Raw genomic sequence first — 14,995 nt, 5'->3', positions numbered from 1 at the left:
GTGCAAGCGCTACGCCAGCCTTTCTTTCAGCGGCTGCTTCAGGATCTTGCCGCTGACTGTGGTGGGAATCGTGTCGATGGGAATGATCTGGGCCGGCCGCTTGTACGGCGCCAGCTGGGCCCGCAGGTGCAGCATCAGCAGGCGCAGGTCGAGCGAGGCGCCGGGCAGCGGCTCGACGAAAGCAATGACCTCTTCGTTCTGGTCGGCGGTGGCGCGGCCCACCACGGCGGACAGCCGCACGCCGGGAAAGGCATTGATGACGGATTCGACTTCGATCGGATAGACGTTGAAGCCCGAGCGGATGATCAGGTCCTTGGAGCGTCCCGATATGAACAGCGCGCCGTCCGCGTCGACATAGCCGATGTCGCCGGTATGGAGCCACCCGCCAGGCAGCAGGGCCTGGGCCGTCTGCGCCGCGTCCCGGTAGTAGCCCAGCATGACGCCGGGACCGCGGATCAGGATATCTCCGCGCTGGCCCGGCACGGACGCGCCGCTGTCCGGGGTGCCGATGCGCAACTCCACGCCGTCCACCGCGAATCCCGCCGAGCAGTCGGCGCGGGGTGCGTCCATGTCCGTGACGAACATGGAGCCGGCGTATTCGGTGATTCCGTAGCCATGGTGCATGGGCAAGCCGAAATAGCGCTCCACGTCGCGCTTCTGGGTCGGATCCAACGCCGCGCCGCCGGTATATACGTAGCGCAGCGCGGGCGCGCGCAGCGCCGTCTTTGGCGGCGCCGCCGCCATCATGCGGCTGAACATGGTGGGCACGCCCTGCAGGATGCTGACGCCAGGGCATGCCAGGGCCTTGAATGCGTCTTCGGGGTCGAAACGGCTGCGCAGCACCAGGCTGGCCCCGGCGTGCACCGTGGCCATCAGCACGGTGGCGATCCCGAAGATGTGCGACATGGGCAGCGCTGCGTAGCCGATGTCGTGCGGCGTCAGGCGGCGCGACGCGGCCGACACGCGGGCGAAGTGGAGCAGGCCGCGATGCGGCACCATGACGCCCTTCGGCGCGCCGGTCGTGCCGGAGGTGTAGATGAGGGTGGCCACTTCGTTTGCGTGGCTGGCCGTTTCTGGAGCCGTGGAAGCGTCCGCCGGAACGGCCTGCACGCCGGGCCCCCATACGGCGGGCGGGGCCTCGCTTGCGCCGGCCGTTTCGGCGTGGACGCGGGCGCTTGGGGAAATGCCGGTGGTGTAGAGCGTGACCTGGGGTTGCGCGTGCTGGCGGATGTTCTCGATCTCGCGCGCGGAAAGCCGGGCATTCACTCCCACCGGCCAGGCGCCGGCCAGGCTGCAGCCGAACAGGGCGGCGATCATGGCGCTGCAGTTCTCGCCCACCATCATGACGCGGTGGCCGGGCCGCACGCCTTGCGTTTCCAGCCAGCGGGCCACGCCCTGCACGCGCTGCCAGAATTGCGCATAGCTCAAGGTGCCGCCGCCTTCCTCGTGCAGGAAGACGGCGTCGGGCCGCTGGCCCGCCTGTTGCGCGAGCAAGTGGTGAATGCGTGTGGGAGAGGCTGCCTGGTGCATCGATGCGGTGTCGTTCAAAGAGTGGCCTGGGTGCCCAGGATCGCGGTGGACTGGCTGGACAGCGTGCCGCCGTTGCCATGCACCAGCGCCAATTGCGCGCCGGAGACCTGACGCGCGCCGCCTTCGCCGCGCAGTTGCCGGACCGCCTCGATCATGATGAAGACGCCGTACATGCCGGGATGCACGCAACACAGCCCGCCGCCATTGGTGTTCACGGGTAGCCTGCCGCCCGGCGCGATCGCGCCGCCGGCGATGAAGTCCTTGCTTTCGCCCTTGGCGCAGAAACCCAGGTCTTCCAGGAAGAGCAGGGTGTTGATGGTGAACGCGTCGTAGAGCTCCACCACGTCGATATCGCCGGGCGCCACGCGCGCCATGTCGAACGCGCGCCTGCCCGATTCGGAGGCAGCCGTCACGGTGAGGTCCGTCATGGACGATATCTGCCGGTTCCAGACCGCCGTGGCGTTGCCCAGCACGTAGACCGGGGGGCGGGGCAGATCGCGCGCGCGGTCGGCGCGCACCAGCACGTAGGCGCCGGCGCCGTCGGTGACCAGGCAGCAGTCGCGCACGCTCAAGGGGTCGGACACCATGCGCGAAGCCAGGATCTGTTCCAGTGTCGCGGGCTCGCGCAGTTGCGCCTCGGGGTTCAACTGGGCCCATTGGTTGGCCGCCAGCGCCACTTGGGCCAGGTGCTCGCGGCGCGTGCCGTACTGGTGCATGTGGCGTGCGGCGGCCAGCGCATACGAAGACAGGGGGCTCAGCGGGTCGTACGGCGTTTCATAGGGCTGAGGATCGAATTGCTTGCGCACGCGGCCGATTTCGGCCCGGCTCAGCGTCGAGGTGCGCTGGGTGCTGCCGTAGCAGACCAGCACGGCATTGCACTGGCCCGAAGCCAGCGCATGCAGCGCGGGCATGAGGTGCGCCACGAAGCTGGAGCCGCCCAGCATCGTGCTGTCGATGAAGCTGGGGCGGATACCCAGGTGCTCGATGACCGGCATCGCCCACATCGGCGCGGCTACGCTGGCGGTGCAGATGCCGTCGATATCGCGCATGGAAAGGCCGGCATCCGCCACCGCGCGCTGCGCGGCCTGCACCAGGATTTCCATTTCCGTGTAGCCGGCGGCCTGGCCCAGTCCGGCGTGCCCCACGCCGGCCACCGCCACGGCGCCCCGCAGATCGTCGAGCTTCATTGCGCCTCCTTGCAGGGAACGAACACCACCAGGCCATGCCCGTCCTGTTGCGCCACCTGGGCGCGCACGGCCATGCCGATGCTCACGGCCTCAGGCGGCACGCCTTCCACGCGGCTCATCAGCCTGACGCCTTCTTGCAGATCCACCAGCGCCACGTTGTAATCGCCGCCCGCGTCGGGCTTGCGCCGCACGACGGTGGTGGAATAGACGGTGCCGCGTCCATCCGGCGCGACCCAGGAAAGCGAGCCGGCGCCGCAGTGCGGACAGATCATGCGCGGATAGAAGACGGCTCGGTCGCAGGCGGCGCAATGCTGGATGAGAAAGCGGCCCTGGTCGAGCGCCTGGCGGTACTGCGCCTCGACGCCCTGCGGCGCGGCTTCCTGGTGATCGGGGAGGGTCATGATGCGTGAGGCCTTTCGGTCAGTGTCAACAGGCACTAGTGTCGGCACTGCCGCCGCGTTGGGCCATTCTTCATTGCTGAAGCAGGCCTTCCGCCGGCCCGTAGTGGGTGCGCGCCCTACATCCAGCCCGAAGCCGGTCTTCGGCAGAGGCAGATTGTCCGGGCCGCTGGACCATGGCTAGATACCGGGAAAAGGAGGTAGACCATGAACCTGACCTGGACGCCGCAAGAGCGCCGATTCCGAGATGAGGTGCGCGCGTTCGCCGAGGCCAAGCTGCCGAAAGATATCCGCGGCAAGGTGTTGCGGCACCAGCGGCTGGAGCGCGACGATTACGTGCGCTGGCACAACATCCTGGCCGACCAGGGCTGGGGCGCGCCGAACTGGTCCGTCGAGCACGGCGGCACCGGCTGGAGTGCGCTGGAGCGCCTGATCTTCGAGGTAGAGTGCTTCAAGGCGGGCGCGCCCCGCCTGCTGCCCTTCGGGCTGTCCATGATCGGCCCCGTCCTGATGAAGTACGGCAGCGCCGAACAGCAGGCCCGCTTTCTCCCGCGGATCCCGCGCGTCGAGGATTGGTGGTGCCAGGGCTATTCGGAACCGGGCTCCGGGTCCGACCTGGCCTCGCTCAAGACGCGCGCCGAACGCGACGGCGGCGATTACGTGGTCAACGGCCAGAAGACCTGGACCACGCTGGCCCAGTACGCCGACTGGATGTTCTGCCTGGCCCGCACCGATCCCGACGCGCGCGCGCAGCGCGGCATCTCGATGCTGTTGCTGGACATGCGCGCCCCGGGCGTAACCGTCCGTCCCATCCGCACGCTCGACGGCGGCCACGACGTGAACGAGGTGTGGCTGGAGAACGTGCGCGTGCCCGCGGCCAACCTCGTCGGCGAGGAAAACCAGGGCTGGACCTACGCCAAATACCTGCTGGGCCACGAGCGCACCGGCATCGCCGGGCTCGGCCATTGCCACCGCGAACTCGGCATCCTGAAGCGCATGGCGGAGAACGCGCGCTCGCACGGGAGGCCCTTGCTTGCGGACGGCCGCATGCGCGACCGGATTTCCCGCATCGAAGTGGACATCATGGCGCTAGAGATGCTGTTGCTGCGGGTAGCGTCCAGCAATGACGGCTCGCCGGGCCCCGAAGCCTCGGTGCTGAAGATACGCGGCTCCGAAATCCAGCAGGACCTGGCCATGCTGCAAATGGAAGTGGCGGGGCCGGACGCCTGGCCCTATGACCCCGACTGGATGCATGCCGATGCCGCCTTCCACGGTCCCGGCCCCGAGATGGCCGCGGCGGCGGGCGCGGGCTATGCCGACATGCGCAAGACCTCCATTTACGGCGGCACGACCGAAGTGCAGAAGGGCATCATCGCCCGCCAGGTGCTGGGCCTCTAGGGGCCGCGGCCCCAGGGCGTATCGACAGGAACGCGACGCATGGATTTCATCTATACCGAAGAACAACGCATGCTGGCCGACAGCTTGCGCCGCCTGGTGGACCAGGCATGGACCTTTCCCCAGCGCCGCTTGCGGCAGTCCGCCGGCGTGCTGGACCCGCAGGCCTGGGACGCGCTGGCGGAGCTGGGCGTGCTGGGCCTGAACATATCCCAGGATTTCGGCGGGTTCGGCGAAGTGCCGGCCAGCCTGCTGCCGGTGCACGTGGAGCTAGGGCGGGGGCTGGTGTCAGAGCCCGTCATCCCCAGCGCCGTCATGGGCGCCGCGCTGGTCGACGCCTGCGGCGATGCGGCGCGGGCCCGCTGGCTGCCGGCGATCGCGGCGGGCGAGGCCATCGTCAGCGTGGCCTATCAGGAGCCGGGCCGCCGCTACGACACGGATCCCCAGGATTGCCGAGCCGCTGAAACCGCGGATGGCTGGCGGCTGGACGGCGCCAAGCACCTGGTCTGGCACGGCGCGGCGGCCTCCGCCTGGCTGGTGAGCGCGCGGTGCGCCGACGGGCGCCCGCTGCTGCTGGCGGTGCCGGCGGATACGGCGGGTGTGCGCATGACGGACACTCCCACGCTGGACGGGGCGCGCTGCGCCCGGCTGGACCTGGACGGAGCCGTCGTGCCGCCCGACGCGCTGCTGGCCCAGGGCGAGGCGGCCGAGCACGCGCTGGCCCAGGCCCTGCAATGGGGCACGGCGGCGCTGTGCGCCCATGCGGCGGGGGCCATGGAGCGCCTGCTGGAGATCACCGTCGAATATTTGAAGACGCGCAAGCAGTTCGGCCAGCCGCTGGCGTCCTTCCAGGCCTTGCAGCATCGCCTGGCCGAGATGCTGGTGGCGAAGGAGCTGGCCCTGTCGATGGCCTACGTCGCGGTGGCGGCCCTGACCGAGCCCGACGCCGCGCAGCGCCGGCGCATGGTCGCCTCGGCCAAGCTGGAGGCCGCGCGCGCGGGCCGCCTGGTGGGGCAGATGGCCGTGCAGCTGCATGGTGGCATGGGCATGACCGACGAACTGGAGGTGGGCGACTACTTCAAGCGGCTGACCGTCGTGGACCAGCTGCTGGGCGACACCGCCGAGCAACTGGCCGTCCTGGAGGTGCTGGCATGACGGCCCCCATGTCCGGCGGCGGCTATGCGCAGATCCGTTTCACGCTGGAAAACGGCGTGGGCCGCATCACGCTCAACCGGCCCGAGCGCCTGAACAGCTTCACCGAGGCCATGCACGCCGAGCTGGCGCGGGCGCTGGACGCGCTGGAGGCCGAGCCCGGGCTGCGCGGCCTGGTCATCACCGGCGCCGGCCGCGGCTTTTGCGCCGGGCAGGACCTGGGCGAACGCAAGCCGGCGGAAGACGGCTCGCGACGCGATCTGGCCGAAGGCCTGGAAAAGCGCTATCGGCCCCTCATTGGGCGCCTGCGCGCCTTGCCCGTGCCGGTGGTGTGTGTCATGAACGGTGTTGCGGCCGGCGCGGGCGCAAGCCTGGTGTTGGCCTGCGACGTGGTTTTCGCCGTGGAATCGGCCCGTTTCATCCAGGCTTTCAGCAAGATCGGGCTGCTGCCCGATGCGGGCGGCACCTGGTTCCTTCCGCGCCTGGTGGGGTCTGCGCGGGCCATGGGCGCGGCGCTGTTCGGCGAGGCCGTGAGCGCCGCGCAGGCGGAGTCCTGGGGGCTGATCTGGCGCGTGGTGCCGGACGCGGCGCTCGCGGACACGCTGGCCGAGGTGGAGGCCACGCTTGCGGCCGGCCCCACGCGCGCATACGCGGCGACCAAGGCGGCGCTGCATGCTTCCAGCGGCAATACGCTGGCGCAGCAGTTCGACCTGGAATGCAGCCTGCAGCGCCAGCTTGGCCATACCAACGACTATCTGGAAGGTATGCGGGCTTTTGCCGAGAAGCGCCCGCCTGCCTTCACCAGCACCTGACGCGGCGGGCGCCAGGGGGCCTTCGGGCGGACATCTTTCGATGCCGGTCGGCCTAAGGCGCCCGGGCCGCCTGGATCTGCTCGATCAGCTCGCGCGCGCAGCCGGGCAGGGCGTCGATGTCGCGCACCAGCAGCTTGCGTTCGCGCACGACCCAGGGCTCGTCCAACTCCACCACGCGCAGCTTCATGTCGGCGCCGTACCGCCGTGCGGCCGAATCGGGGATGACCCCGATGCCGACGCCGGCCTGCACCATCCGGCAGATCGAATCGAAGCTGTAGAGCTGGATGCGCTGGGGCAGGCGCTGGCCGACGCGTTCGAGCTGGTCGCGCAGGAACGCCACCAGGGTGGAGCCTTCATGCATGGTGATGAACGGATAGCGCACGGCATCCGCCAGCTTGATCTTTTCCTGGTCTTGCAGCGGATGGCCATTGGGCACCACCAGCACGAGCCGGTCGGTGCTGAAATGAATGGCCTGCAATTCGGGGGCGTCCACCGGGCCCGCCACGATGCCCAGATCGGTGGTGCCGTCGAGCACGCCGCGCACGATATCGCGCGTCAGCCGTTCCTGGAGGTCCACCGTGACGCCGGGATGCCCGGACAGGAATTGCGCCAGGATGTCCGGCATGAACTCGGTGACCGCCGTGGTGTTGGCGAAAATGCGGATGTGGCCGGCGTCGCCGTCGGCCTGTTCCTGGAAATCATGCTTCAGGTGGTCGACCTGGCGCATGATGACCCGGGCATGCTGCAGCAGTTTCTGGCCCGCGGGCGTGATTTCCACGCCGCGGCTGTCGCGGTACAGCAACCGGGAATTCAGCTGGTTTTCAAGGGCCTTGATCCGCACGCTGACGGCCGCCAGGGACAGGTGCGCCCGCTTGGCCGCCTGGGTCAGGCTGGGGGATTCGGCGATGTGGATGAACAGGCGGAGGTCGGCGAGGTCGAAGTGCATAGCCCATATATTACGGCGGCGGGGCGGCGGCAGCGGGGAGGCGGTCCGATTCAGGCGCCGCAAACCCCGCCTTGAGGAAAAACGAATTCACAATGGGAAGGGCTTGCGGGCATGCTTCAGGCTGTAAAAACCCCACCAAAGGATATCGGCATGACGACTACAGATCCGGCCGCGTGGATCGGCAGCGGCGAACGGAAGGCGGACGCCATGGACCCGGGCCACGCCGCGCGCATCGCGGCCACGCTGGGCGGCCCCGCGCCCGCCCAGGGGGACGCATTGCCGCCGCTGTGGCAATGGGCGTTTTTCATCGGCACCGTGGGCATGGACGGGCTGGGGACGGATGGCCATCCCTCGCGAGGCGGTTTCCTCCCGCCGGCCCAGGACCGCAACCGCATGTGGGCGGGCGGCCGCGTGGAGTTCCGCAAGCCGCTGAAGGCCGGCGTGCCGGCCGAGCGCGTATCCACCGTCATCGACGTCAAGGAAAAAACGGGCCGCACCGGCGCGCTGCTGTTCGTGACGGTGCGCCACGAATATCACCAGGCGGGCGAAATCGTCATCCAGGAAGAGCAGGACATCGTCTACCGTCAGCCCACGCCGCCCAAGCTCGCGGGCAGCGAACCGGCTCCCGAAGCGCAGTGGCGCGATACGGTGGAACCGTCCCCCGTGCTGCTGTTCCGCTATTCGGCGGTGACCTTCAACGGCCATCGCATCCATTACGACCATCCCTACGTGACCGGCACCGAAGGCTATCCCGGCCTGGTGGTGCACGGCCCGCTCATCGCCACGGAGATGGTCGCCGCCTTCTCGCGCGCGCATCCCAAGGCGCGTCTTACCCATTTGTCATACCGGGGCCTGCGCCCGCTGATCGCGCCCAAGCCCTTCCAGGTGGCCGGCCGCTTGACCGAGCCGGGCGTGGCCCAGCTTTGGGCTGAGCAAGACGGCACGCTGGCCCACCAAGCCGAATTGAGGTTCTCCGAATGAGCAAGCAGGCCCCCCGTCCGCTGGACGGCATCACCGTCGTCAGTCTCGAACACGCCATCGCCGCGCCCTTCTGCACCCGCCAGCTGGCGGACATGGGCGCGCGCGTCATCAAGATCGAACGCCCCGGCAGCGGAGATTTCGCCCGGGGCTATGACGAGCGCGTGCGCGGCCTGTCCTCGCACTTCGTCTGGACCAACCGCTCCAAGGAAAGCCTGACGCTGGACCTCAAGCGCGAGGAGGCCGGCGGCATCATGGACCGCCTGCTCGAATCGGCCGACGTGCTGGTGCAGAACCTCGCCCCGGGGGCCGCCGCGCGGCTGGGGCTGTCCTTCGGCGCCCTGCACGAGAAATATCCGCGCCTCATCGTCTGCGACATTTCCGGCTACGGCGAAGGCGGTCCCTACCAGGACAAGAAGGCCTACGACCTGCTGATCCAGAGCGAAAGCGGCTTCCTCTCCGTGACCGGCACCAAGGACGACCCCGTCAAGGCGGGCTGCTCCATCGCGGACATCGCCGCCGGCATGTACGCCTACTCGGCCATCCTGAACGCCCTGCTGCTGCGCCAGAAGACCGGCGAGGGCAGCCGCCTGGACGTCTCCATGCTGGAGAGCATGGTCGAATGGATGGGCTTCCCGATGTACTACGCGTTCGACGGCGGCTCCCCGCCCGTGCGCGCGGGCGCCGCCCACGCCTCGATCTACCCCTATGGGCCGTTCCCCGTGGGGGGAGGCTCCACCATCATGCTGGGCCTGCAGAACGAGCGCGAATGGCGCGTGTTCTGCGCCCAGGTGCTGCGCCAGGCGGAGCTGGCGGAAGATCCGCGCTTTCTTTCCAATTCGCTGCGCACCGCGAACCGCGACGACCTGCGGGCGCTGATCGTGGCGGCGTTCGCCGACCTGTCCATCGAGCAGGTGACGCAGCGCCTGGAGGACGCCCAGATCGCCAACGCCCGCGTGAACGACATGGCGGGCGTGTGGGCGCACCCCCAGCTGCAGGCGCGGGCCCGCTGGAGCAAGGTCGGCAGCCCCGCCGGCGAACTGCCGGCGCTGCTGCCTCCGGCCAGCAGCAACGCCTTCGCGCCGCGCATGGAGGCCGTGCCGGCGGTGGGCCAAAACACGGATGCGGTGCTAGCATCATTGGGATACGCGCCTGATCAGGTGGCGCAATTCCATGCCTCGGAGGTCGTGTGACCCATCCTGTCGTCCGTAGCGCCCTGTTCGTGCCCGCCTCGCGGGCCGAGCGCATCCCCAAGGCGCTCGCCGCCGGCGCGGATGCCGTCATCGTCGACCTGGAGGACGCCGTCGAGCACCTGGCCAAGGCGTCCGCGCGGGAATCCCTGTGCGATTTCCTGGGGACGAATCCCCGCGCCCGCCTGTGGGTGCGCATCAACGATGCCTCGACGCCCTGGCACGACGACGATCTGAAGGCCTGCCGCGGCAAGCCCGGCGTGGCGGGCATCCTGCTGCCCAAGGCGGAAAGCCTGGCGCAGGTGCGCCACGTGGCCCAGACCGGGCTGCCCGTGATCCCCATTCTGGAAACGGCCCAGGGCGTCCTCAATGCCGCCGAGGTCGCGGCGACGCCGGGCGTGGCGCGCCTGGCCTTCGGCAGCCTGGACTATGCCCTGGACATGGGGCTGGCGCCCGACACGCCTGGCGCCGCGACGGTGCTGGACCAGGCGCGCGTGCAGGTGCTGCTGCATACGCGCTCGGCCGGCCTGGCGCCCGCGCTGGACGGCGTGTTCCCCGGCGTCCAGGACCAGGCCGGCTTGGCGCAAGCCGCCGGCAGGGCCCAGCAGATGGGGTTCGGCGGAATGCTGTGCATCCATCCCACGCAGGTCGCCGTGATCCACGCGGCCTTCGTGCCGGTGCAGGAAGAACTGGAGTGGGCGCGCCGCGTCATCGCCGCGCATCGCGACACGGCCGCCGGCACCTTCATGCTGGAAGGCAAGATGGTCGACGCGCCGGTCATCGCGCGCGCCCGGCTGGTGCTGGCGCAAGCGGGGGAATCCGCCGGCGCGTAGGGGCGCGCCTTCCCGTCAACCTCTTTCTGGCAGGCCTATGCGCGAAGCGCTCTTCATCGGACACACCTATATCGACGTAACCGTGCTGGCGGACCACTGGCCCACGGGCGACGAGAAGAGCGTGGCGCGGGACTACGCCGTGTCCTTCGGCGGCAACGCGGTCACCGCCGCGTTCGCCTGCGGGCGGCTGGGCACGCCGCCCGACCTGATCTGTTCGCTGGCGCCCGACTGGCTGGGCCATATGTACTCCGATATGGCCGCGGCGCATGGCGTGTCGTTGCACGCGCGGCAGGTGCGCCGTTCTTCCTTGTCCTTCATCATGCCCAACCAGGGCAAACGCGCGATCGTGCGGGCGCGCGATGTGGATTACCTGAATGATTTCCCCCGCCTGGACATCCGAGGCTATCGCGCGCTGCACCTGGACGGGCACCAGCCCGACGCCGCCCTGCATTACGCGCGGGCCTGCCGGGAAGCGGGCGTGCTGACTTCGCTGGATGGCGGAAGCTTGCGCGAGAACACCGATGAGTTGCTGCGCTACATCGACGTGGCCGTCTGCGCCGAGCGCATGTGCGAACAGCTGGGCCTGTCGCCGCAGGGCCTGCTGGACCTGCTCAAGGCCCGCGGCTGCCGCATCGGCGCCGTCACCATGGGCGAGCGCGGCATGCTTTGGTACGACGAAACGGGCGCCGTCGATACGCTGCCTTCGCTGGACGTGCCGGGGCCGAGCATCGTCGACACCTCTGGCGCGGGGGACGTGTTCCACGGCGCCTATGTCTGGTCGTACTTGAATCGGCCGGAACAGCCCTGGGTAGAGCATTTCACGTTCGCGCGCGCCGCGTCTGCGCACAAGATCCAGCATTTGGGGAACGAGGCCGGATTGCCGCAGGTGGAAGATGTGGAAAGGGCGATGATGGTTTATGGGGTAAAACCAACAACTCCGCGTGTCTGACACCTTGTATCTTGGTCGGCGTGGTGATTAGCTATCACCACAGCGGATTCGAGCAGCTTGTTCTGACACCCAAAGCTTGGACTTTGTTTAACAGATTAAGCCTCGAATCCGCACCTCTGAGCCGGCTGGACACTGGACGGTAGCCTTGTGAGAGGCTCTGTGGATCAGGGATAGTCTTCCCGGGTGTCTGACACCGGCTGACTTTGAAGCGATGTTGGAAATATGGCCGGTGTCAGACACCCGGGAGGACTGTCTCCTTCTTGGCAGACTGTCTCATAAGGGTGTCAGACACTCGGAAAGTAGGGCTTAGTCAGACACTCGGAAAGTAGGGGTTTAGCCTGACACGCTGAGTTGCAGGATTTCCTGCCCCCCGATCCCTTCCGCCCATTCCTCCAGGCTCTTTCCTTTCAGCATCATGCCCGGCGCCAGGTCCTTCAGCGGCAGCAGCACGAAAGCGCGCAGGTGCATGCGGGGGTGCGGCAGGTACAGCCGTTCGTGCTCCATCGCGACGTCGCCGTAAAGCAGCAAATCCAGGTCCAGCGTGCGGGGAGCGTTCTTGTAAGGCCGCTGGCGGCCGTGGCGGTTTTCCAGTGCTTGCAGCGCGTCCAGCAGCGCCAGCGGCGCAAGATCGGTGTCCACCGCGGCCACGGCGTTGATGAAATCCGGGCCGGTGGCCTCCACGGGAGCGCTGCGGTAGAACGGCGACGCCTCGACCGTCAGGATGCCATCCGTATCGCGCAGCTCGGCCAGGACCTGACGCAGGGTCGCCGCGCCGTCGCCGAGATTGGCGCCCAGGCCGACGTAGGCGCGAACGGGAGCGGGCGCCATGAGTCAGCCCGCGCTGGGCGCGCCGCGCGAGGATGAGCGCCGCGGGCGGCGGCGCTTGCGCGGCGCCGGTGCATCGCCGGCGTCGCGCGGCTGGCGCGAGATTTCCTCGATCATGTCCGCGCGGGTGACGTCGTCGGCGTTGGCCAGGTCCATCCACCATTGAGCCAGCACGCTGTCGAATTCGCCGGCGGCGGCGCGCAATTGCAGGAAGTCGCAGGCCGCGCGGAAGCGCGGCTGTTCGATCATGCGGAAGATGCTCTTGCCCATGCGGCGCTCGAAGCGCGGCTGCATGAACCAGATTTCGCGCATGTCGGACGAAAAGCGGCGCTGGATGGCGAGCTTCTCGGTCTGTTCGTCCAGCACGGAGTCCGCGGCCTGGGACAGCGCGGGAATGGTGTGCTCGCCCTGGGCGCGCAACTGCTTCCAACGCACGTCCACCTGTTGCCACAGCAGCGCGGCGAAGAGGAAGCTCGGGCTGATGGTCTTGCCCGAACGCACGCGCGCATCGGTGCGTTCCAGCGCCAGCTCCACGAAATGCTCGCCGCCGGGCTGTTCCAGCACCACGTCCAGGAGCGGCAGCAGGCCTTTGTGCAGGCCGTCCGCGCGCAGCTGGCGCAGGCAGTCCATGGCATGGCCGCAGGTCAGCAGCTTGAGCATTTCGTCGAACAGGCGCGAGGCCGGCACGTTCTCGATCAGGTCGGCCATCGTTCCGATCGGCTGGCGCGTGGCCGGGTCGATCGTGCCGTTGAGCTTGGCCGCGAAGCGCACGGCGCGCAGCATGCGGACCGGGTCTTCGCGGTAGCGCTTGGCGGGGTCGCCGATGATGCGGATCTGGCGCTTCTTCAGGTCGGCCACGCCATTGTGGTAGTCGATGACTTCCTCGGTGTGGGGATCGTAGTACAGCGCGTTCATGGTGAAGTCGCGCCGCTTGGCGTCTTCTTCCTGCGTGCCGAATACGTTGTCGCGCAGGATGCGGCCGTGTTCGTCGGTCTCCTGGTCTTCCGAGGCGGGCGCGCGGAAGGTGGAGGTTTCGATGATTTCCTGGCCGAACACCACGTGCACCAGCTGGAAGCGGCGGCCGATGATGCGGGCGCGGCGGAACAGCGGGCGGATCTCCTCGGGCGTGGCGTTGGTGGCCACGTCGAAGTCCTTGGGCTCCAGGCCCACGATCAGGTCGCGGACCGCGCCGCCGACGATATAGGCTTCATAGCCATGCTGGCGCAGGACTTCGCAGACCTTGATCGCGTGGCGCGATACGTTGCGGCGGTCGATGCCGTGTTTGTCGCGCTCGATGCGCAACGGCCCCCGGGGCGCCGGCGCGAACAGTCGGCCGACGAATTTTCTTATGGTTTCAGTGATCATTTAGGACTTCGCATCTTCCATGTGGTCGAACAAGTCGATCACTTGCCAACCGCGTTCCTGGGCGATCTTGCGCAGGGTGGGGCTGGGGTTCGCGGCGATCGGACGGGTGACTTTTTCGAGCAGCGGGACATCATTCACCGAATCGCTATAGAAAAACGATTCCGAGAAATCCGCAAGCCCCAGGTTCATGCCGGCCAGCCAGTCGTTGACGCGCAAGACCTTGCCTTCCTTGAAACTGGGGGTGCCCAGGATACGGCCGGTGTAGCGGCCTTGCAGGTATTCGGCATCCGTCGCCACGAGGTGGGGCACGCCGAAGGCGCGGGCGATGGGGGCGGTGACAAAACTGTTGGTGGCGGTGACGACCGCGCACAGATCGCCGGCTTCCAGGTGCGCCTGCACCAGTTCGCGCGCGGCGGGCGTCATGGACGGGCGGATCACCTCGCCCATGAAGGCTTCGTGCCAGGCGGCCAGATCGTAGGGAGTGTGCGCGGCCAGCAGGCCGAGCATGAATTCGGCGGCCTGTTCGGCTGTCAGTTCGCCGCGGTTGTAGCGGTCCATCAGATCGTCGTTGCGGCGGCGGGCCTCGTTGGGATCGCCCGCGCGGCCCGTGCGTGCCAGATAGTCGGCCCATTGGTAGTCGCTATCGAGCGGCAACAGGGTGTGATCCAGGTCGAACAGGGCGAGACGTCGGGAGGTCATTTGCGTTGCGAATCAGGGTCTGCGAGCATGGCCCGCAGCAGGGGCAGGGTGATGGGACGGCCGGTGGCCAGGGAATAGCGGTCGAGCGCGTCGATCAGCGTCGCCAGCTTGCGGATGTCGCGCTCGTGGTGCGTGAGCATCCAGTTGATGATTTCCGGCGCCAGGTGCATGCCGCGTTCCGCCGCCTGGGCGGACAGGGCGGCCAGCTTGTCGGCGTCGGACAGCGGATCCAGGCGGAACACCAGGTCCCAGCCGAGCCGCGTGCGCAGGTCTTCGCGCAGGGGCATGGACAGCGGGGCGCGGTCGCCCGCGAGCGCCAGCGCGAAGGCGCGGCCCGTCGCGGCGGATTCGCGCCAGCGGTTGTACAGGGCGAACAGGGCGGCCTGGCGGCTGTCGTCCATGCGGTGCACGTCGTCGACCGCCACGAACTTGGGCATGGGCGATTTTGAATCGGCCTCGGCCAGGCGCCGCAGCATGTTCTCGCCGGTGGGGGCGTCGATGTAGACGGCGTCGCGGCGCGCGGTCAGGGCGCGCAGCAGGTGGCTGCGGCCGCAACCCGCGGCGCCCCAGATATACAAGGCGCGGCCGGGCGCGAGCGCGCGCACGGCCGCGAGCGCTTCTCCGTTCGGGCCGGCGATATAGTTGTTCAGCGATGGCGCTGGCGCGGGAAGAACGTCGAGCAGCAGCTGGCGGTTCATGAGAGCTTATCAATCAGGCTTTTCCGGAATACCCGAAA

Annotated in this window: 15 protein-coding genes; 7 read left to right on the top strand and 8 right to left on the bottom strand. The window is 68.4% G+C overall.

The features are described 5' to 3' along the window. Positions 1-9: 9 nt before the first annotated feature. Genes JL37_RS05125 through JL37_RS05115 form a run of 3 tightly spaced genes read right to left on the bottom strand, consistent with a single transcriptional unit; the run spans position 10 to position 3,118 of the window. A complete protein-coding gene (locus JL37_RS05125; RefSeq protein WP_052096891.1) occupies positions 10-1,530 on the bottom strand; it encodes a class I adenylate-forming enzyme family protein in 1,521 nt (506 codons plus the stop codon). A 14-nt stretch (positions 1,531-1,544) separates the two neighbouring features. Continuing rightward, positions 1,545-2,717, bottom strand: coding sequence for a thiolase (locus tag JL37_RS05120; RefSeq protein ID WP_043542477.1), 1,173 nt, complete (start codon positions 2,715-2,717; stop codon positions 1,545-1,547). Continuing rightward, positions 2,714-3,118 carry a Zn-ribbon domain-containing OB-fold protein gene (locus tag JL37_RS05115; RefSeq protein ID WP_043542476.1) on the bottom strand — a complete coding sequence of 135 codons (405 nt, stop codon included), beginning with the start codon at positions 3,116-3,118 and terminating at the stop codon, positions 2,714-2,716. The genes JL37_RS05120 and JL37_RS05115 overlap by 4 nt, the downstream gene beginning before the upstream one ends. 204 nt (positions 3,119-3,322) lie before the next feature. Between JL37_RS05115 and JL37_RS05110 the strand changes: the two genes are divergently transcribed. From JL37_RS05110 to paaG, 3 genes are read left to right on the top strand one after another with little or no spacing between them, the layout of a single operon-like run. Continuing rightward, positions 3,323-4,513, top strand: coding sequence for an acyl-CoA dehydrogenase family protein (locus JL37_RS05110; RefSeq protein ID WP_043542475.1), 1,191 nt, complete (start codon positions 3,323-3,325; stop codon positions 4,511-4,513). A 39-nt stretch (positions 4,514-4,552) separates the two neighbouring features. Continuing rightward, on the top strand, positions 4,553-5,665 hold the full coding sequence (locus JL37_RS05105; protein WP_043542474.1) for an acyl-CoA dehydrogenase family protein: 1,113 nt from the start codon (positions 4,553-4,555) through the stop codon (positions 5,663-5,665). Next, positions 5,662-6,474, top strand: coding sequence for a 2-(1,2-epoxy-1,2-dihydrophenyl)acetyl-CoA isomerase PaaG (gene paaG / locus JL37_RS05100; protein ID WP_043542473.1), 813 nt, complete (start codon positions 5,662-5,664; stop codon positions 6,472-6,474). The genes JL37_RS05105 and paaG overlap by 4 nt, the downstream gene beginning before the upstream one ends. Positions 6,475-6,526: 52 nt before the next feature. Here the strand turns inward: paaG and JL37_RS05095 are convergent, their stop codons facing one another. Next, entirely contained in the window at positions 6,527-7,420 is an 894-nt protein-coding gene (locus JL37_RS05095; protein WP_043542472.1) for a LysR substrate-binding domain-containing protein, read from the bottom strand. 150 nt (positions 7,421-7,570) lie between these two features. On the opposite strand from JL37_RS05095, the gene JL37_RS05090 reads away from it, so the two are divergent. From JL37_RS05090 to JL37_RS05075, 4 genes are read left to right on the top strand one after another with little or no spacing between them, the layout of a single operon-like run. Beyond that, positions 7,571-8,401 (top strand): MaoC family dehydratase N-terminal domain-containing protein, encoded by an 831-nt coding sequence (locus JL37_RS05090; protein ID WP_043542471.1) that lies wholly within the window; start codon positions 7,571-7,573, stop codon positions 8,399-8,401. Further along, a complete protein-coding gene (locus tag JL37_RS05085) occupies positions 8,398-9,591 on the top strand; it encodes a CaiB/BaiF CoA-transferase family protein (RefSeq protein ID WP_043542470.1) in 1,194 nt (397 codons plus the stop codon). The genes JL37_RS05090 and JL37_RS05085 overlap by 4 nt, the downstream gene beginning before the upstream one ends. Continuing rightward, positions 9,588-10,421 carry a CoA ester lyase gene (locus JL37_RS05080; RefSeq protein ID WP_043542469.1) on the top strand — a complete coding sequence of 278 codons (834 nt, stop codon included), beginning with the start codon at positions 9,588-9,590 and terminating at the stop codon, positions 10,419-10,421. Before JL37_RS05085 ends, JL37_RS05080 begins: the two co-directional genes overlap by 4 nt. Before the next feature lie 37 nt (positions 10,422-10,458). After that, positions 10,459-11,370 carry a sugar kinase gene (locus tag JL37_RS05075; protein WP_043542468.1) on the top strand — a complete coding sequence of 304 codons (912 nt, stop codon included), beginning with the start codon at positions 10,459-10,461 and terminating at the stop codon, positions 11,368-11,370. A 333-nt stretch (positions 11,371-11,703) separates the two neighbouring features. Here JL37_RS05075 and JL37_RS05070 read toward each other — a convergent pair whose 3' ends face one another. The 4 genes from JL37_RS05070 to hda are packed head-to-tail and all read right to left on the bottom strand — an operon-like array spanning position 11,704 to position 14,957. Then, the gene (locus JL37_RS05070; protein WP_043542467.1) at positions 11,704-12,198 is read right to left on the bottom strand and encodes a 2-amino-4-hydroxy-6-hydroxymethyldihydropteridine diphosphokinase; all 495 of its coding nucleotides are present in this window, start codon (positions 12,196-12,198) and stop codon (positions 11,704-11,706) included. Between the two features lie 3 nt (positions 12,199-12,201). Continuing rightward, positions 12,202-13,560: a polynucleotide adenylyltransferase PcnB gene (gene pcnB, locus JL37_RS05065; protein WP_043542466.1), complete on the bottom strand. Its 1,359-nt coding sequence runs from the start codon at positions 13,558-13,560 to the stop codon at positions 12,202-12,204. After that, complete coding sequence (locus tag JL37_RS05060; RefSeq protein WP_043542465.1) at positions 13,561-14,259, bottom strand: HAD family phosphatase; 699 nt, start codon at positions 14,257-14,259, stop codon at positions 13,561-13,563. After that, a complete protein-coding gene (hda, locus tag JL37_RS05055; protein WP_043542464.1) occupies positions 14,256-14,957 on the bottom strand; it encodes a DnaA regulatory inactivator Hda in 702 nt (233 codons plus the stop codon). Before hda ends, JL37_RS05060 begins: the two co-directional genes overlap by 4 nt. Positions 14,958-14,995 lie beyond the last annotated feature (38 nt).

It is taken from the genome of Achromobacter sp. RTa, from assembly GCF_000757485.1.
GTDB lineage: Bacteria > Pseudomonadota > Gammaproteobacteria > Burkholderiales > Burkholderiaceae_B > Achromobacter.
The sequence above is the reverse complement of the archived record's forward strand: the minus strand, read 5'-3'. Positions and strand labels throughout refer to the sequence as shown.